Genomic DNA, 18,476 nt, shown 5'->3' with positions numbered 1-18,476 from the left:
CTCAGGTCACGTGTTTTTCGTTGCGTGCTTGAATCTGTTCGATCGCCCAATCCGCCCATCCGGCATAGTTCTCCATCATTCGGATCGCATACTCGCTCGTCAGCAAATAGCCAAGTGTATCCTCGTCCGATTGATGTTCTTCTTGAAACATACGAATCTGTTGTGCGACCTGCTCATGGTGTGCCTTTGTCTCTTCGATATATCGGACCGCTTCTTCAACCGGCAACAATTGGAGCAGACTGACACGCAGGAGGTTTTCATCCTTCATTTTCGGTTGGAACGACGTTGGTTGACGTAACCAATTGATTAACTCTTCTCGTCCTCGATCCGTGATGGAGTATATTTTTTTGTCTGGCAACTCTTGTTGAGAGACATGTTCCGCCGAAACGAGTGCCTCTTCTTCCATCTTTAACAGTTCCCGATAAATCTGTGTATGATGGGCGTTCCAAAAATGAATCATCTGCGCCTTGAACGTCGCGTTCAAGGCGTACCCGGTCGCAGGCTGATGGGTCAATAACCCGAGCAATGCGTGACGTAACGCCATATCCATCACCTTTTCCTTCTCATGCTATTTTTAATAGTGTATCACATTCTCAAATGGTTTCGAGAATGCCAATCTGTTGACGACCCGTTAAAAACCCGACAAAATAGATAGAAGAAAGGAGAGTTGTCTATGCAACCGATTCATTCATCACAACAATTTGACGAAGCCACAAAAGATCATGGAATGGTGGTCTTCACTACATCATGGTGCCCGGACTGTAAACGTCTAGACATGTATGTCGATGAGCTTGTCAAAGACTATCCACAATTTAACTGGCACGTCGTCGACCGCGACGAACTCCCAGAGCTATCTGATGCACAAGAAGTTCGCGGCATCCCTTCACTTCTTTACTATAAAGACGGGGTAAAACAAGAACACCTCCACTCGGCGAACGCCAAGTCGGAGATGCAAATCCGTTCTTTCCTCGATACGATCCAAGCATGACCTGATTCCTGCAGCCCATTCGACTGCAGGAATTTTTTGTACACACCTCTGTCATCCTCGATTATACTGTAAGAAATAACCAAATGAGAAAGGGAAACAATCATGACGTTTACACGCCTTTTCACTCCACTCTGTTTTACCATGTTGATGTTGGTCGGCTGCATACAACCATCCACGTCACCATCCATGCCGTCTGATGACGAGACGGCTATCATAAAAAGTGCTGTTACCTATCTACACAATAAGAATTGGCTACCAACCGATGAAAACGGGAAACAGGCTACGATTCAATCCATTACAGTCGATGATCGTTATGACTTAGTCGATGATCGGTTTGAAGGAACACGTGCCTGGCTCGTCACGTTCCCCCCTGATCCACAGCGTACGGTCGAGATTCCACAAGTACTCGTTGAATCGGAATCGAACGACGTGATTGGTCATCTTTTAAGCGAATAACGTGAACCTCCGACTACTTGTAATGCCGAACATACCGCGAGTCAATCCACCGCTTCATATAATATGGAGTCCGACCATGCCATGTAAACTTTCCATATGTTAGCAAGGCGCGCCCTGGTGTCGTCAGTAAGATATTCATCGATTGACGTCTCCGAAATGGTCGACTTGTTTCCTCTAGTAACCGTTTGCCGACATAGCGCCCTGACCTAACAGCATCGACGCCTCCATTTAAGGAGGATGCCATATCTCCTGTTACATATATATTTGTAAAATGATGATGGCGTAAATATTTGTCTACCTCTATAAAACTCTCAGGTTTTGCAAGCCCTGATTCAGTCCACCATTCCACGGGAACAACCCCCGTCGCATCCAATAAAAGCCCTTCCGATGTGTCTGCATGAAACGCCTGTTTGACGACCATGACCCCTGTTCTGACCAACAATCGCTCGATGTGCTTTCTAGTATGGACCGAGACGTCTGGTAATATCTCTTTTGCATACAGTGTCACATCTTTTGTGCGAGCACACGTGAACGCCAATTCTACGCCGGCCTTCCCGCCTCCGACGATGGTCACTTGTGAACTCGATTCGATTTGGTCGAGTAAAGCTTGTGACATCGGTTTAAGTGGCGTGCCGATTCCCCGACTTTTCGCACCGGTGGCTAAAACGAGTTGATCGTATTCAAACATTCCGTTTTCTGTTTGAACCGTCTGCTGAATCGGGTCAATCGAGAGCACCCGCTTTGCGACCGGCTCTAGTTGAGGTGATCGGACCGTAGCTGAATCCATGAGCCCGGCAATCACTTGTGGAAACGCACCTGTATAAATCGTCTGGCAGTCTCCAATGAAGCGAACATCATAATGTTTGCATATCTCCTCAATACGATCGAGAATTTCTAGCTGTCCGTGTCCAAGTCCGGCCAACACCAACTTCGGTTTCATCGCAAAATCCTCCGCGCCTCAATGAATCGTTGTGTGATTGTCATGACTTCAAGCAATAAAAAGATAAGAGCAATCCCGCCGACCCAGTTCGGGAAGAGAATCATCAACGTGAACAAAATGAAGCACTCTGTTCGCTCGATAATTCCTGGCTGATAGTAAAACGTCTTCTCTGAGCGCTTTGAACTACTCGCACCGACAGCTAGGAACAGTGTCATGGCGATCACAAATGAAGCAATCAGAATGAGAAAAATAGGCATATATTCCGGGTAACGAAGGGCAAGGGCAATCACGACCGACAATTCGACGAATCGGTCCAAGACGAGGTCAAGCACCGTTCCAAACCCACTCGTTTTCGACTTTCGAGCCATCGTCCCATCTAAAACATCAAACAAGCCAGATAGCCACAGTAAGATGACGGCAGTCCAGTGCATATCATTATAGATAAAGATTCCGGTCGAGATTCCGATGATTCCTCCAAGTACTGTCACTTCGTTCGGCGTGAAATTCCATTTGAGCAATCGATTCGCTCCACGCTCGATGACCGGTTGAACGTAACGACTTCCGTACGTATCGAGCATACTATTCCTCCTTTCGTTTAATTCGATAAATCATTCCAGTTTGGTACGTTTCACACGTCGGTAACATGACGGATCGTCCATCCTTGAACTGATATTCCCCGAAACATTGACCGAATCGATAAATTTTCTTCATCAACTGAACCGACACACCAGTCGCTTCGGATACCTCCACTTCAGACAACGGTCGCAGTTCTCCATCGAGCATGACAAAGTCACCGAATCCAGGGGCCGTATCGTATAACTCCGCAACCGTCCCCGTACGTGTCACCTTGCCTTCATCAATCAGCGTCACCTGGTCTGCCATGAGCATCGCTTCTTCCCGATCATGAGTGACCAATACCGCCGTCAAGTTGAGTTCTTTCACTAAGTCCCGGATAAAACGCTGCAAGTCGAGCTTGAGTTTGGGATCAAGGTTTGTAAAGGGTTCATCTAATAACAGTAGTTCTGGTTCAGCAGCTAAAGCTCGGGCAAGACTGACCCGTTGTTGTTCGCCACCAGACAGTTCGTGTATCTCGGCATCATATCGGTCACCGAGTTGAACGACTCGTAACCAATGTTCGGCTTGCTTACGAGAACGCTCTCGAGTCACGAGCGCGACATTCTCTCCGACTGTCAAATGTGGGAACAATAAAGCCGTTTGCGATAGCATCGTCACGCGCCGTTTATGCGCAGGGATAGGGATTAAAGAACGGTGATTCCATTTCACGTCACCGCTGTCAGTCGACTCAAGACCTGCGATGATTCGTAGAATCGTCGATTTCCCTGAACCACTCACACCGACGATTGCGTGAATGTCGTGAGGTTTAACCTCGAAGTCGACACCATTTAGTATTTGTTTCGTTCCAAATTGTTTATATAGATTTTGTACATTCAAACTCATTGAAGACGTCCTTTCAGCATACGCACCATATACCGATCCCATCCTGAGAGCAGGAAATAGAGGAGAACGGGGAATAGGATGAGCATCCATGTGTTCGAGAGAGCTAGACCACGATTGTTTCCCGCATAAGATTGATACAATTCTGTCGTCACGGTCGGAATCAATCCCGCACCAATCAACTGGATCAGCGCAAATTGACTGAGCAAAATGACGGTCGTGAACAACGCGATGGTCCGCATCAATCTAGAAAAGAGCGGATACAGCACGTACATGACTCGCCGTCTCGATGGCAGAATCCGAGCTTGTTCCAAAAGTGGTCGACCGATGACCGCCATTCCGTTGTAGGCGAGGCGGATTGAATAGGGAATCGTCACGACGAGCAGGGCAAGGGTGACGCCGACATACGTCCCAATCAGACCAGCTTCCGCCAAAATCAGATAGAGGCCAAACAATGTGGCCAGCATCGGAATGAACAATGGTAAAAAGACGAGCCATTCGATGACATGTTTCCATCTAGAATCTGTCCACAATAGCCACCAGGCACACATCATCGAGAGCCACACATTGATCCCAGATAAAATCACAATCAATCCTATCGTATGAACGATTGCCATGTTGTTCTCGATTTCAAATGTCGGGACTACGAAAAAGAGGCTGATAAACGGTATGAACGTCAAACAGATGAGAAGCCCTTGTCGAATCATCGTCTCACCCCACGTTCAATTCGTCGTCGTATGGATGCGGTCAATACGTAAGATAGGAATACGCCGCTTCCGACAAGACATGTCCAGACGAGGGCGACCGCATAAGGCTCTGTCGCCTCTAAATAGAGTCCAGTCGACAGTCGTTCATACGCGAGGACACCGATGAGTTTCGGGTAAGTCACGCCGAGCAATGCCGGGACCTCGTATGCGAACGAGATAAAGGCGATTAAAATCCATGCCGAATCGAGTAATGGTTTCATCAGAAACGGCAACTCCCCATGTTTGAACTGGTCAAACGGAGAGAGTTGGAGCGTCTTGGCCATCTCGACGTAACCCCGATTCAATTGCTCATATGTCCCGAGCATCATTAAAAAGACGAACGGTGTCTCCTTCCATATATAGGTCAGGATGACCGTGACATAGTTTCGTTCGTTCGCCTCAATCCATCCGATGCCATTCGTTCCGGTGAACAATAACCAAAACAGGTATGCAGCGGCAATGTGAGGGACAAACATCGGAAGTCGGAGTACAGACGATAGGAAACGCCAACCTTTTTGGACGACCGTTCTTGCAAGCCACGTCCCGATTACAAGCGATAGACCGGTCGATACGCTGACGACATAAATCGTCGTGACGAAACTATCGCGCCACGTCTCATCTGTTAAAAGCGAGCCCCAATCCGTTCCCATTGACTCTATGGCGAGAAAGACGAGAGCAGTGAGAGGAAGAAGCGACACCATGATCGTCACTGCGACACTACTTCGCAACACGTGGCCACTCCTCGCGGACGGTGTCAATCACGTTCGGTCCATAATCCGGAATCGAACGTTCGAGCAACTGCTCCGAATCTGGGTACGTGACACCCTCCCCTAATTCTTCAAACGCTCGTTGGTCATTCACGTCAAGCTTCGTTAAGTCGAGTGATGTGCCGTCTCCCCAATATTCTGGTCCTTGTTTGACAAGCTGTGCTTCAGGAGACAACAGTTCTTGAAGAAGGACTAACGCCCCATCTGGATTCGGGGCATTGAATGGGACTGCTAAAAAGTGTGTCGAGGCAATGGAGTGATCGAGGACGAGCGCGCGTGTCTCTTTCGGGAAGATCCCTTCCGTCACTTCCGCCTCGGCTCGACGTTCGTTGAATCCCATCGTCATCCAAACTTCTCCCGATGCATAGAGCTGATCGAGTTGTTCGAGCGTCTTTGGATACGTTTGTCCGTCTTTCCACAAATTCGGAGACCACGCTTTCAAGTCATCCCAGAACGAATCCTCAATGGTCGCTTTTTGGTCCAACTCGTCACCGTATCGTTCATACAATAGATGGCGGACGAAGGCATTCCCGGTGAAATCTGTGACTTCAGGATACGTGAATCGACCTGGATTGTCTTCAGTCCAGCGACGTAATTCTTCAAACGATTGAGGAGGATTGTCCACTTTCGAAGCATCGTAATGCATGATGAATTGTACATTCCCCCATGCGAGCTCCAAGTCCTCTGTCGGGGTGCCAGCATCTGATTGCTGGGCCGTTTCGTTTAATAACTCGGCGTTCGGGACACGTTCCATCAGTCCGTCTCGAAGAAGACCAGCCTCTTTCGCATTTCGGAAATTATCGCCATTGACCCAGACGGCATCGATCGTCCCGACTTGTCTGTCCGCTTTTTTATCGAGTGATAATTGTCGAATGAATTCTGCCGTATCCATTGCGACACGGTTCAATTCGACATTGTAAGATTCCTCGAGGCGAGGTGCCACGTAGTCATCGATGTAGCTGTTGATGCCCTCGTCCCCACCCCACATATATAGGTTGACGGTCGACCCTTCTGCCGTCGTCGCTGCTTTTTCAAACGAGTCCGAAAACTCAACTGCCTGTTCACTCCCACACGCTGCCACGAATGTTAGCATGACAGTTGCGAGCAGTACTCTCCATTTCCTCATCTTAATCCCCCTTTTTACTTTTTCTCAAATCCCCGTTTTGCGAGCATTTCGAACATGGTTGGACAGATTGCATACACATTCGCCCCTACGTTCATCCACCACGGCGCATTGATTTCACGTTTTCGCTTACGACTTCCTCTGACAATCGCATCAGCCAATTGTTTCGGGTCAAGCATGATCCTTTGAACACTTTCAGCATATGTACCACTTTTATCAGCTCGATTAAAGAACGGCGTTGCAATCGGTCCTGGATTGACCGTCATGACGTGAATGCCACGGGGCTTCAACTCTAGCCTGAGCGCGTTCGAAAACTGTAAAAGTGCCGCCTTTGACCCTGCGTAGACGGCTGACTTAGGTGTCGGTACTTTCGCAGCCTGTGAACAGATGTTGACGATGATACCCTCTCGCTCCATCACGCGGGCGACATCTCGCGATAACAGCATCGGTGCGAGAGCGTTCACACGCATCGTTTCTTCTATCACATCCGTCGACTGATCGGTCACAAAATCAAATTCGGCCATGCCTGCATTGTTGACCCATACGTCAAATTTCCCGAACCGTTCGCTCACATCATGAACGAGAGCGGTTGACTTTGCGACATCCGCGCACATCCAATCCCCTTCACATGTTGCGGCAATCTTTTTTAACCGTTCTTCATTTCTTCCAATCAACAATACGTTGTATCCATGTTCATAAAAAGAATGCGCCAATGCGGCACCGAGCCCGCTTGACGCACCAGTAATGACTACTCGTTTCACGACATCACTTCTTTCTTCGTATAAATCCATTTTTGATCATCTCGACGTCTCTCGATGTCGCCACGTTCCTCGAGTAAACTGAGTCGTGCAAACACTTCACTGAAGACGAGCGGCATCCCACGTCGCATCTTTCGTCCATATAACTTCATTGACCAATCAAAAACGCTAAGTCCATCTTCCCATTCGGCAAGCAATTGTTCACTGCGCTCATACCGTTGGCGAATCCGACTCTCGATTAAATCATTCGGATGGTGAATCGGTTCACCGTGTCCACTGACGACGAGCTTTAAATCAATCCCGCGTAATTTTTTAAGCGAATCGATATAGAGAATGACGGGTGATGCAAATCCTTCGTCATCATACGGCTGTTCGATGAGCGGATTTGGTTCGACCTTGTCGATGAGGTGATCTCCGGCAATCAAGACTCCTCCGGGACCAATCAACCCGAGCTGGTCACTGGCGTGTCCAGGTAAATGGATCGTCTGCCACGCCCCATCCGAGGTCAATGCTTGCCCGTCCCCAAACGTCATCGTGACAGTCGTCGGACCAATCCAGCGAAGCGCTTCGCGATAGTCTGGTAATTTTTCCACGAGTGGAGCCGGGGCCCCGAAAGAGACGGCCAATTCATGTAAAAAGTGATTGCCACGCTTCAAAAAGTTTGGGGTTTGCTCTAAGTATCGAACGAGCTTTTCATGCCCGTACACGGGGATGGATGCGTCGCGAAGACGCCATGCTTGTCCGGCATGATCAGCATGATGATGTGTCAAAAATAAAAAGTCGATATCCGCCAACGAGAGTTCAAGCTCTTCAAGTTGACGGTTCAACGAGGTCCACGCCTCTTCTGTGTCTGGTCCACAATCGACCATGAAGAAGCGGTTCATATGTTCAACGATATATACGTTCACGTTCCCGACTTCGAACGGTGTCGGGATATCGAGTCTTGCCAGTTGGCTAGAAATCCAGTCCGCCATGTCATCACCACCCCTTCTTCCTGTCTTTCTCCATTATACCCGTCTGAAAGATGCGTTTTCAATCAAACAAAAAAGAGGGAGATGTCTCTCCCTCATGAATGATTCATATTATAGGTTGATGACCGTCACTTTATCACGTGTCATCGTCTCAAGGCTACGTCCGATTCCTTGAACGCCGAGTCCCGATTGCTTGACACCGATGAATGGGAAGTGGTCTGGACCGCGTTCTGTCCGTCCGTTCACTTGGACCGTACCGACTTCTAACTTATCAGCGACCGTGAAGGCGCTATTGACGTTTTGTGTGAAGACGCTCGCCTGAAGACCAAACTCCGATTCATTCGTGAGTGCGATCATCTCGTCGAGTGATTTCACACGGATGACCGGGAGGACCGGTCCGAACGGTTCTTCCCATGCGACACGCATATCTGTCGTCACATGATCAAGCAATGTCGGGTGAAGCAAGTTTCCTTCACGCTTATTACCGTAAACGACCGTTGCCTTTTTATTGACGGCGTCGTCAATCAAACCCTGTACATAATCCGTCGTCTTCGCATCAACTAAAGGAACGATGAAGCTGTTCTCTTCCGGTGAACCGACTGAAAGTTTTGCGACACGTTCTTTCAACATATCGACGAGCTCATCCGCTTGATTTTCAAGGACGAAGACGCGCTTGATTGCTGTACAACGTTGACCTGAATATGAGAACGCTCCGCTGACAATTTGGTCAGCTGCTAACGTCAAGTCTGCATCCTCTAAAACGAGGGCTGGGTCTTTCCCGCCGAGTTCGAGTACGACCGGTACCATCGACGCTTGTTGTGACAAATGTTGACCCGTACCCGTTCCACCTGTGAACGTGATCATGTCGATCCCTGGGTGTGATGTCAAGTAGTCACCGATGACCGAACCGCGACCTGTCACGAGGTTCAACAGACCTTTTGGAAGACCGGCATCGTGAAGAGCCTCGACCATCTTGATCCCACTGATTGCACCTTGCGTCGCTGGTTTGAAGACTACCGCATTTCCTGTGACGAGCGCCGGCGCAATCTTAGCAGCTGCCAAGTTTACCGGGTAGTTGAACGGTGAAATCGCGAGGATGACACCGAGCGCTTCTTTCTTGATGATGGCCATCTTGTTTTTCGAGCCACCTGGGAATGAATCGCCTTGCATGAAGCCGCCATTGAAGCGAATTCCTTCTTCTGCCGTATAACGAATGATTTCCGCCGTCCGTACGACTTCCTTCTTCGCGTCGTTCAAGTTTTTCCCGACTTCTCGCATGATGATTTGACCAATCTCATCCACGCGTTCTTCGAGTTTTTCTGCCCATGCATACAATAATTCAGCGCGCTTGTTGACCGGAAGCGCCGCCCATTCTTGTTGTGCACGTTTTGCGCCATGGATGGCTTCATCGACTTCATCGCGTGACATCGCTTGAACGCGACCTACGACTTCGTCTTTATATGGTGAAACGAGTTCAATCGTTTCGTTGCTTGAAGATTCCTGCCATTGACCATTCAATAAATATGGATATGTGTTCATACTCATCATCTCTATCTGCCTCCTGAGTAAGCTGTAATATCTCGTTGCCAACCCCATTGTATGCAGATTTTTTTGCATTGGACAACTATAACGATTCAGTTTATGAGATGTAAACGGTTACTATGAAACTTTTTGTGAATTCTGATGAGAGTTGACACTATTTTTACTGTAGATTTATCGATTGGATACCGATAGTAAAGATGAGAGTACGTGAAATAGGAGGGACTACCATTGAGCACTGATCATAATATTTTACTTGAAGCAGGAACGAACGAACTTGAAATCGTCATTTTCCAAGCTGGACCGTTCTTGTTCGGCATCAATGTCATGAAAGTACGTGAAATTATCACGATGCTTCCATTGACGCCACTCCCAGGTACGCCTGAAGCCATCATGGGATTAATCGAGCTGCGCGGTGAAGTCATGACCGTCATCGACCTTCCGATGGTCATCAGCCATCCGCGTGAAGTCGGAAGTGATGATCGTTTGATTGTCTGTGAGTTCAACGGTGAGAAGTCGGTTCTTCGTGTCGACCAGGTAACCGAGATCAAACGCATCTCTTGGGAACAAATTGATACCCCGTCCGATCTCGCACGTGGTGTTCAAGGCATTACAAACGGTGTCGTCAAAACAGGTGACCAGATGATCATCTTGCTCGATTATGAGCGAATCGCGCTCGAGTTGTCACGTAAGGACATCATGGCTCGCGAATCTGTGAAGCGACTCGGCGCTCGTGAGCGCTCGAACAAAAACATTTGGCTAGCTGAAGATTCAGAAATGCTCCGCACATTGATTCTCGACACGTTGGATGACGCGGGGTACTTCAATACGACTGTCTTCAATAACGGGAAAGAGGCACTCGATGCGTTTGAACAAGAAGGTGCCGAGTGTGACCTCCTCATCACCGACATTGAGATGCCACAGATGGATGGACTTCATTTGACGAAGCGTCTTCGTGAGATGGACCAATACGCAACACTTCCAATCATCATCTTCTCGTCACTCATTTCAGATGACTTGAAACATAAAGGGGAAGCCGTCGGTGCGAACGCTCAAATCACGAAACCAGAAATCGGAATGTTGATTGCGACGCTCGATGAATTTGTAGGATAATAAAAAAGTTTGCGACTTCTCCGTCGCAAACTTTTTTATGTGAATTGTTCAAAATGCGTATTCCATTCGGTTAAAAATCGCTTACTATGCGATTCGATGGTTGCCAATGTTTCGGTCGCTCCATCTAGATGTGCATTTTCTCCAGCCACTTCAAGGTCGTGGAAAAGAAGCGCCGTCTGTTCTAGACCAACTGAATAGGAGGCCCCTTTCAATAAATGGGCGAGTTGCTCGACGCGAGAATAATCTTTCGACTCGACTGCCGATTGAAGTTCAGGATACTTCGCCTCGAACTGCTGGATATATGTGGTTGCAATTTTATTTAAGAACTCAATGTTTCCGTTTGCGATTTGGTGAAGCTCTGCTAGTTTTTCTTCATTGAACAGAGCGTCTTCGGGCATTCTAGTCAATATAACCCCTCCTCAATAAACGATATTCCAATCGTTCCCTCTCACTGTAACACGTTTTCGAGAGAAAACAAAAAAACTCCTGCTTTGGATTGCACTCTTCATTTTGGCTACCTATAATAAGATTGAGTTAAGGTAGGAGGAAGATGCATGCTGACGATTTACCGTACTGACGCATCAGGCCATGTGGATGAAATCGAAGACTTTGATAAAGGAAGCTGGATCCAACTCGTGAACCCGACAAAAGATGAGGCCGATCAAGTCATCGAGGCGTCCGGCATTCCAGAAGACTTTGTATATGACCCACTTGATATCGAAGAGAAACCACGTTTTGAAAAAGATGATGAAGGACTTCTCATGATCATCGACGTTCCGTATGTGGAGGAAGATGATACAGGTCGCACGTATAATACGATCCCGCTCGGTATCATCGTGACCGGACGACATTTCATTACCGTCTGCTCGCGAGATCTCGACGTGTTGAATTTGTTCGCTAACGGGAAGGCAAGACTGTTCCGAACAAACTATCGTAGTCGCTTCGTCTTTCAGATTTTACATCGTGTGAGCATGACGTATTTGCGCTTCTTGCGTCAAATCGACCGAAGAATGGACGAACTCGAGCAAGAGTTGCAGCGTTCCATGCGAAACCAAGAGATTTTCCAGTTGATGAACCTTCAAAAATCTCTCGTCTACTTCATGACTTCGTTAAAAGCGAATGATAGCGTCTTGGACCGAATCGTCAAGACACCGAGTTTGGAGAAGCATGAAGAGGACGAAGAACTACTCGAAGACGTTTTTGTCGAACACCGACAAGCGATGGAAATGGCATCGATTTATAACGACATCATCAGCATCAAGATGGAAGCATTCGGATCCATCATTTCGAACAATGTTAACTTCGTCATGAAATTCTTGGCATCCATCACGATTGTCCTCAGCATCCCGACAATGATATCTGGAATTTTTGGGATGAACGTTCAAGTTCCATGGGAAGGACAACCGTTCGGATTCATCATGGCTATCACGATGATGATTGGATTTTCCGGTCTCGCCTTCTATATCCTTTGGCGAAAGCGATATTTCTAGCATAAAAGAGCCTGACGCACGTTGCGTCAGGCTCTTTTCATGTGATTTTGACCGTGACGAGACATAGGTCGTCTTCAATTTCAATCTTTGGCACAAGCTGTTCAGCGACGTGACGACTATAGTCAAGACCATATGTGGAAACGTCGTTTTCTAGCCATCGAATCCCATCATCGATATCTTTGCTGTAACACTCCATGAGTCCATCCGTATACATGTGAAGCGTCATATTCGGTGTGATGTCAATCTCTTTGGATTCATAATTCGGTTCCTCGAACATACCGACTGGTACCCCTGTCGTCTCAAGACGAGAGTTTCCTTCTTCTGACGTCACGATGACAGGCGGATGACCCGCATTCACATATTCGATTCGACGTTTTGTCGTGTCGATGTAGCAATAGACCGCCGTGAAGTAGCTGTGCATATCGTCACCCGAGAAGAGGAACGTCATCTGACGGTTCAACTCCGTCATGACGTCTACCGGATATTGCACGTTCCCGACAAGCCCCGGTAGGATTGAACGGATTCCCATCGTGATGAGCGCCGATGAGACCCCATGTCCCATGACATCAAAGATGATGACCCCGTATCGGTCCGGTGCGACCTGAAACCACGCGTACATGTCTCCGGCTAGTTTTTTAGAAGGCAGATAGAGCGCACGAACATCAATCTCTTCATTACTGATTGGTGGCGTAAGCGCACTCTGTTGAATCTTTTGGGCAAGGTCCAAATCATACTGAAGACGGGTCTCATAAATTTTCCGTTCATCAACAGCCGCCTTATAACGGAGGGCAGAACGGATTCGTGCGAGTAATTCTGTTATTTTGATTGGTTTGGTCGTGTAATCTGACGCCTCCGCGTCGAGTCCCTCGGCAATCTGCTTCTCTTCCGTTCGTCCGGAAACCATGATGACCGGCAACTCTTCAAAGTCAGCCATCTGCCGAATCCGTTTGCACGTCTCGATTCCTGAAATCCCAGGCATTTCGACATCCAACAGGACGAGATCATACAGCGATGCGGCTTGTGGGGCCATCAGTAAATCGAGCGCTTCTTCCCCACTCGAGACCGATACCGTCTCATAGTCGTGCTGGTGAAGCAGTTGCTCAAGTACGAGCGTATTGACCGGTTCATCATCCACAATCAAAATCGCCATGACTATCCCTTCCTTCTCTACGTAGTAATCTATATCGTATTGTACCATATCTTTTCACTCGCACACGACATAACCGTCTATTCATTCTAGTTGAAGAACCTGTCCACTGTTTGGCATACTGAAGAGAGAAAGTGAGGGGTTCATATGGCCTGGATATTCGCCGTAAGCGGTTTAATTATTTTACTCGTCCTCATCGCATCCATCGTCGTCATCCAAAAAGGATACGCCTATAAAGACAATAAAGACGACATCGTGCTCGACTATGACGAAATCAATCGTCGCATTGAAGATGACAAGAAGAGAGAAAAGACTGACCAGACAGAAGGGCCGCTCTAATGCGCGACCCTTTTTTATTTGAATTCAAATCGAAGTGTACCTTTTTCTAAATACAATGAGGCATTGAATGTCTTGTCTCCCTTTTTGAACGTATGGACGTTCGACTGCCCGCCATTGATCATTTGCTTCAACTCATCTTTGACGAGTCCGACGCCAAGCACTTGTTTGGAGACGGTGAAGCGACATCCTTCCCGATAACCGCTGCACCCGATGAACTTTGGATGTTCGACAAGCCCTTTCCCACAATTCGGACAGACACCAAATGATGCCTTCGGTCGAGTCGTTCCTTTCTTGCCATAACGTTTCGCCTCAATCGTATAGCCCTCTGGATTAGCCGCCTCTACTCGCGATTTCGCTTCTTCGACCAAATGAACGGACATCTTCTTCGCTTGTTCAATGAATTCGGCAGCGGATGCCGATGCTTGACCGATCTCATGGAGTCGCTTCTCCCATTTCGCCGTCATGGCGGGTGATGCCAAAATACTATCTCCGAGGACATCAATCAACAGGCGACCCTTGTCTGTTGGAACAAGCTCTTTTTTCTGAAGTTGGACATAGCCTCGCTTCTTCAATCCATCGATGATGTTGGCACGTGTAGCCTCAGTCCCAAGACCCTCTACTTCTTTCATGATATGAATCAGCTCTTCGTCATCGAGTTGTTTCCCGGCGACTTTCATCGCCATAATGAGCGCGCCCTCCGTATATCGCTTCGGTGGCTCTGTCTGTTTCGACAACACTTCAACTTTCTTCTCTTTTAATTCTTCACCGACCATCATCGCAGGAAGCTCGACATCTTTTGATTTCATCTCAACGACTTGTCGATAGCCAGGACTCACAACGACGGTTCCTTTTGCTCGATACAAGTCGCTTCCATCAATCAAATCAACCGTTGTCTTCTCGAGCATCGCTGCGGGTGCAAAGGCCGCAAGGAAGCGTCGATTGATCAAATCATACAGTTTCGCATCATCCCCACCGAGTCGAGTGATGTCACCACATGCCTCCGTCGGGATGATTGCGTAGTGGTCACTGACTTTCTTGGCATTGACATAGCGTCGATTTTTCGACGGGTCCTCAGTCAAAAGGTCACGAAGTCCGGCATAGGCTTCGGACTTTAGCAGTCTTGCCTTTGTCTGTGGAAATAGCGTTGCCTCATCTGGTGTGACAAATCCCGAATCGGTCCGAGGGTAACTAATCCACCCTTTCGTATATAACTTTTGAGCGATATCAAGTGTCTTTTTCGCTCCGAATCCGAAGCGTTTCCCTGCCTCCGCTTGTAATCCGGATAGACTGAACCAAAATGGCGGTTGCTCAATTTTTTCTTCTTTGTCGATTGTCTTCACAATCGCAGTTCCAGATGCGCGTTTGACGGCCGCATCAGCTTCCTCACGCGTTTTGAGCTTTGTTGTCTTTCCAAACGTGTACTTCGCTTTGAACGTGCCTCGACCTTTTGCAAGTGTCGCCTCGACTTCGAAGTATGGTTCTGGCACGAATTGTTTGATTTCTCGTTCGCGATTGACGATTAAGGCAAGAGTCGGGGTTTGCACACGACCGAGCGAGAATACGTCTTCAATCCCAATCGTCTTCAACAACGTCGTATAGGCACGAGACGCATTCATCCCAACGAGCCAGTCCGCACAGGCGCGGCTCATCGCCTCATGGTAGTATGGAATTGTCTGTTCACCTGGCAACAGTTGCGAGAATCCACGATCGACTGCTTGCTCCGTCAAACTCGAGATCCATAGTCGAGCAAGCGGTTTTTTGTTACCTGCGAGTCGGAGGATCAGACGAACGATTGCTTCCCCTTCCCTTTCGGCATCCGATGCGATGATGACATCAGTAATCGAGCGATCATGGAGCCATTTTTTGATGGCATAGAACGGTTTCGACTTCCCTTTTGAAATACGATAATCAAATCGTTCTGGGACAATCGGAAGTGAATCGTACTTCCACGACTTCCATTCCGGTCGATAGTGCGACGGTTCTTGAAGTTCACAAAGGTGACCGACCGCCCACACAACAATCGCCCCTTCCGGGAAACGGGGACAAGGTGAGATTTCAATCTCGTCTTTTCGCTTTTTTGATGGGTAGGGAGCAGCCAACTTTTGAGCTTGTGATGGCTTTTCCGCAATGATTAGTCTCATAAGAACTCCTTACTTTGCCTCCTACATAATGGCAAGACGTACATGATTAGCTAGCTTCTACTATGTATTTTACTATATCAAGTCAAAGATGGACACATCGAGAGGGGAGCATTTGTTTGCTATTTTTGAATCGTGTCTTGCCTCGTGGCTGTTTTCCGATATTATTAACAGAGAAGTACAACTGTGAAGGAGTGTCGCCATGTCTTATCTCATCTTGTTCGCTGCTGTCTTTTTCTTATCGACGAGTGTCCTCTTCGTCAAATGGACGTCGGCACCTGCCGAGACTGCCGCATTTTACCGTATGCTGTTCACGTGTCTCATGTTGTTACCGTTTGTCGATTTCAAATCACTCATCACCACGCGCCTCATGACTCGCTACGCTCTACTTCTTAGCGGAACGTTACTGGCGTTTCACTTTTGGCTTTGGTTTTTGTCACTCGATTACACGACGGTTGCCAGCTCCACACTATTTGTCACGTCGAGTCCAATTTTTGTGTTGATCGGGAATGCACTCATCTTTAAAAAGAATCCGACTCGAAAAGGACTTGCCTTCGCGCTCGTCGCTGTCCTCGGGGGCATGCTCGTTGCTGCGGGGGACATTCAACTCGGCCGTGAAGCCCTCTTCGGAGACCTACTCGCCTTGATTGCCGCCCTATTGATTGCAGGGTATTGGCTCGTTGGACAGCATGTACGAGCTTCGATGAACACGAATACATATTCTTTTAGCGTATATCTCGTTGCGACGGTCGTGCTTTGCTTCATGTTGCTCGTTCGCGGCACGACATTCACTGCCTTTGAATCCATCAACTGGTGGTACTTCCTCGCGCTCGCTTTCTTCCCGACAATCCTCGGGCACAACCTGTTCAACTATGCGCTTGCCCGTGTCAGTGCGACCGTCGTCAGTATCACGATTCTTGGAGAGGCGTTGTGGGGAATGCTATTTGGATACGCCTTCTTCGGAGAGCGACTTGGACCGTTCCAATGGATCGGAGCCGTCGTCCTCCTCGGTGGGATATACTTGTTCCTAAAAGAAGACGCCCGCTCGACACGAGCGGACGTTTGATTATAAGTTTGTCGCTTTTGGATTTACATCATGTGCTTCTTTATCTTCTTCTGAAGGACGGAACAATAATTTACGGTCCCAGAATGCCAAAGCAACAGCCGTCAAAAATGTCATCGCATCAGCGATTGGGAATGCCAACCATACGCCGAACACTCCGAGGAACGACGGGAGAATAAAGACGAGCGGAATCGTGTAGAGCGTCTGACGTGAAAGGGACAAGAACATAGCGACGCGTGCTTTCCCGAGGGACTGATAGATTCCATTGACGAGCATCTGAACACTCGGAAGGAAGGAAACGGCGAACAAAATGTGAATCGCTGTCACACCGCCAGCAATGAGCGCCTCATCCGTCGAGAACCAGCCCATGAGTGTTTGCGGGAATAGCTGCAGAATCAACCAAATGATGACAGCAATCGCAATCCCGACCCGCATCGCCGTCCAAATGGTTTCACGCATTCGGTCGAATCGCTCTGCACCGTAGTTATATCCAACGATTGGTTGCATCCCTTGGACGATTCCCATGATTGGCATACCAACGAGCGCCATGAACTTGTTGATAATGGCGAAAATGGCCAATTCTTCGGTCCCGCCGTACGTACCGAGCATCACGTTGACACCAACAAATAAAATGGATTGGGACACCATCATGATGAACGAAGACGAACCGATTGCCATGATTTCTTTTATCTCATCGAATCGAATCCGGAACTGACGCCACTTGAAGCGCAGTTCCGTTTTTGGTTTTCGGGCGAAGAAGAAGCGCAGCATCAATACGGAACCGATGACTTGGGCGAGTGCCGTAGAAGTCGCTGCCCCGTACATGCCCCAGTCGAACGTGAAAATGAAGAGCGGGGTCGTCACGAGGTTGACGAGAACGGTCGTCAGCATGACCTTCATTTGATAAGGTGCCTGTCCTTCAGCACGAACCATCGCACTCGAAGCGAGTGTGAACATGAAGAATGGTGAACTGATCAAGACAACTGATAAGTACTGTCGGCTGAGATCCATGATTTCGGTCGTCGCACCGAACACTTTCAAAATTTCATCTAACATAAAGAAAGCAGAACTGACCGCAAGTGCCGCAAACAGACCGACGAGGACAAGTACGTTCAAGAATGTGACGGCTGCACCGGCATCGTCACCGCGTCCAAGCTTCCTCGAACTGATAGACGCCCCACCTAGACCAACGGCACTCGACACGGCCATTAAAATCATCTGAATCGGAAACGCAATCCCGATAGCAGCGACTGCCGATGCACCGATCCCTCGGGCGACAAAAATCGTATCAATGATATTGTAGAGCGCCGTCACGAGCATCCCAATCATCGCCGGAAGCGATAACTTGAAGAGGAGTCTGCCGATGGGCTCAGTCCGTAATTGCTCCGTATTTTGGTTCATTCTTCCATCCCTCCGTCTCTACTTCTTAGGGTAGCAGGATTG

At 48.2% G+C, this 18,476-nt stretch carries 20 protein-coding genes; 6 read left to right on the top strand and 14 right to left on the bottom strand.

The window, feature by feature from the left end:
• Window position 1: 1 nt before the first annotated feature.
• Window positions 2–550 carry a PadR family transcriptional regulator gene (locus KOG47_RS05465; protein ID WP_084543069.1) on the bottom strand — a complete coding sequence of 183 codons (549 nt, stop codon included), beginning with the start codon at window positions 548–550 and terminating at the stop codon, window positions 2–4.
• Window positions 551–673: 123 nt separating this feature from the next.
• Here KOG47_RS05465 and KOG47_RS05460 point away from each other — a divergent pair, with 123 nt between their 5' ends.
• Complete coding sequence (locus tag KOG47_RS05460) at window positions 674–988, top strand: thioredoxin family protein (protein ID WP_215243856.1); 315 nt, start codon at window positions 674–676, stop codon at window positions 986–988.
• A 102-nt stretch (window positions 989–1,090) separates the two neighbouring features.
• Entirely contained in the window at window positions 1,091–1,444 is a 354-nt protein-coding gene (locus tag KOG47_RS05455; protein WP_215243855.1) for a hypothetical protein, read from the top strand.
• A 13-nt stretch (window positions 1,445–1,457) separates the two neighbouring features.
• Here KOG47_RS05455 and KOG47_RS05450 read toward each other — a convergent pair whose 3' ends face one another.
• The 9 genes from KOG47_RS05450 to KOG47_RS05410 form a co-directional block, all read right to left on the bottom strand.
• A complete protein-coding gene (locus tag KOG47_RS05450; RefSeq protein ID WP_074036789.1) occupies window positions 1,458–2,384 on the bottom strand; it encodes an NAD(P)/FAD-dependent oxidoreductase in 927 nt (308 codons plus the stop codon).
• Window positions 2,381–2,962 carry a CDP-alcohol phosphatidyltransferase family protein gene (locus KOG47_RS05445; protein ID WP_012726514.1) on the bottom strand — a complete coding sequence of 194 codons (582 nt, stop codon included), beginning with the start codon at window positions 2,960–2,962 and terminating at the stop codon, window positions 2,381–2,383. The genes KOG47_RS05450 and KOG47_RS05445 overlap by 4 nt, the downstream gene beginning before the upstream one ends.
• 1 nt (window position 2,963) lies before the next feature.
• Window positions 2,964–3,842, bottom strand: a complete 879-nt coding sequence (locus KOG47_RS05440; RefSeq protein WP_215243854.1) for an ABC transporter ATP-binding protein — start codon at window positions 3,840–3,842, stop codon at window positions 2,964–2,966.
• Window positions 3,839–4,546, bottom strand: coding sequence for an ABC transporter permease subunit (locus KOG47_RS05435; RefSeq protein ID WP_214781393.1), 708 nt, complete (start codon window positions 4,544–4,546; stop codon window positions 3,839–3,841). Before KOG47_RS05435 ends, KOG47_RS05440 begins: the two co-directional genes overlap by 4 nt.
• Window positions 4,543–5,316 carry an ABC transporter permease subunit gene (locus KOG47_RS05430; RefSeq protein ID WP_215243853.1) on the bottom strand — a complete coding sequence of 258 codons (774 nt, stop codon included), beginning with the start codon at window positions 5,314–5,316 and terminating at the stop codon, window positions 4,543–4,545. The genes KOG47_RS05435 and KOG47_RS05430 overlap by 4 nt, the downstream gene beginning before the upstream one ends.
• On the bottom strand, window positions 5,303–6,478 hold the full coding sequence (locus KOG47_RS05425) for an ABC transporter substrate-binding protein (protein ID WP_215243852.1): 1,176 nt from the start codon (window positions 6,476–6,478) through the stop codon (window positions 5,303–5,305). Before KOG47_RS05425 ends, KOG47_RS05430 begins: the two co-directional genes overlap by 14 nt.
• A gap of 14 nt (window positions 6,479–6,492) precedes the next feature.
• Window positions 6,493–7,236, bottom strand: a complete 744-nt coding sequence (locus KOG47_RS05420) for an SDR family NAD(P)-dependent oxidoreductase (protein ID WP_215243851.1) — start codon at window positions 7,234–7,236, stop codon at window positions 6,493–6,495.
• Window positions 7,233–8,207 carry an MBL fold metallo-hydrolase gene (locus tag KOG47_RS05415; protein WP_031423403.1) on the bottom strand — a complete coding sequence of 325 codons (975 nt, stop codon included), beginning with the start codon at window positions 8,205–8,207 and terminating at the stop codon, window positions 7,233–7,235. Before KOG47_RS05415 ends, KOG47_RS05420 begins: the two co-directional genes overlap by 4 nt.
• Window positions 8,208–8,315: 108 nt before the next feature.
• Window positions 8,316–9,752 (bottom strand): NADP-dependent glyceraldehyde-3-phosphate dehydrogenase, encoded by a 1,437-nt coding sequence (locus tag KOG47_RS05410; RefSeq protein ID WP_214690790.1) that lies wholly within the window; start codon window positions 9,750–9,752, stop codon window positions 8,316–8,318.
• A gap of 222 nt (window positions 9,753–9,974) precedes the next feature.
• Here KOG47_RS05410 and KOG47_RS05405 point away from each other — a divergent pair, with 222 nt between their 5' ends.
• Entirely contained in the window at window positions 9,975–10,856 is an 882-nt protein-coding gene (locus KOG47_RS05405) for a chemotaxis protein CheV (protein WP_074036778.1), read from the top strand.
• A gap of 35 nt (window positions 10,857–10,891) precedes the next feature.
• Here KOG47_RS05405 and KOG47_RS05400 read toward each other — a convergent pair whose 3' ends face one another.
• A complete protein-coding gene (locus KOG47_RS05400; protein WP_230872919.1) occupies window positions 10,892–11,254 on the bottom strand; it encodes an Hpt domain-containing protein in 363 nt (120 codons plus the stop codon).
• Between the two features lie 156 nt (window positions 11,255–11,410).
• Between KOG47_RS05400 and KOG47_RS05395 the strand changes: the two genes are divergently transcribed.
• Entirely contained in the window at window positions 11,411–12,346 is a 936-nt protein-coding gene (locus tag KOG47_RS05395) for a magnesium transporter CorA family protein (protein ID WP_012726524.1), read from the top strand.
• Window positions 12,347–12,383: 37 nt separating this feature from the next.
• On the opposite strand, the gene KOG47_RS05390 is transcribed toward KOG47_RS05395, so the two are convergent.
• Window positions 12,384–13,496: a PP2C family protein-serine/threonine phosphatase gene (locus tag KOG47_RS05390; RefSeq protein ID WP_214690789.1), complete on the bottom strand. Its 1,113-nt coding sequence runs from the start codon at window positions 13,494–13,496 to the stop codon at window positions 12,384–12,386.
• A gap of 144 nt (window positions 13,497–13,640) precedes the next feature.
• On the opposite strand from KOG47_RS05390, the gene ytzI reads away from it, so the two are divergent.
• Window positions 13,641–13,832, top strand: coding sequence for a YtzI protein (ytzI, locus tag KOG47_RS05385; RefSeq protein ID WP_074036770.1), 192 nt, complete (start codon window positions 13,641–13,643; stop codon window positions 13,830–13,832).
• Window positions 13,833–13,846: 14 nt separating this feature from the next.
• On the opposite strand, the gene KOG47_RS05380 is transcribed toward ytzI, so the two are convergent.
• The gene (locus KOG47_RS05380) at window positions 13,847–15,973 is read right to left on the bottom strand and encodes a DNA topoisomerase III (RefSeq protein WP_215243850.1); all 2,127 of its coding nucleotides are present in this window, start codon (window positions 15,971–15,973) and stop codon (window positions 13,847–13,849) included.
• Between the two features lie 199 nt (window positions 15,974–16,172).
• Between KOG47_RS05380 and KOG47_RS05375 the strand changes: the two genes are divergently transcribed.
• Complete coding sequence (locus tag KOG47_RS05375; RefSeq protein WP_159562436.1) at window positions 16,173–17,036, top strand: DMT family transporter; 864 nt, start codon at window positions 16,173–16,175, stop codon at window positions 17,034–17,036.
• Here KOG47_RS05375 and KOG47_RS05370 read toward each other — a convergent pair whose 3' ends face one another.
• On the bottom strand, window positions 17,037–18,434 hold the full coding sequence (locus tag KOG47_RS05370; RefSeq protein WP_215243849.1) for an MATE family efflux transporter: 1,398 nt from the start codon (window positions 18,432–18,434) through the stop codon (window positions 17,037–17,039). It lies immediately after the preceding gene.
• Window positions 18,435–18,476: the final 42 nt, after the last annotated feature.

This window comes from Exiguobacterium sp. s121 (genome assembly GCF_018617245.1).
Taxonomy (GTDB): Bacteria; Bacillota; Bacilli; order Exiguobacteriales; family Exiguobacteriaceae; genus Exiguobacterium; species Exiguobacterium profundum.
Note: the sequence above shows the minus strand (reverse complement) of the source record. Positions and strands in the feature narration are given on the sequence as shown.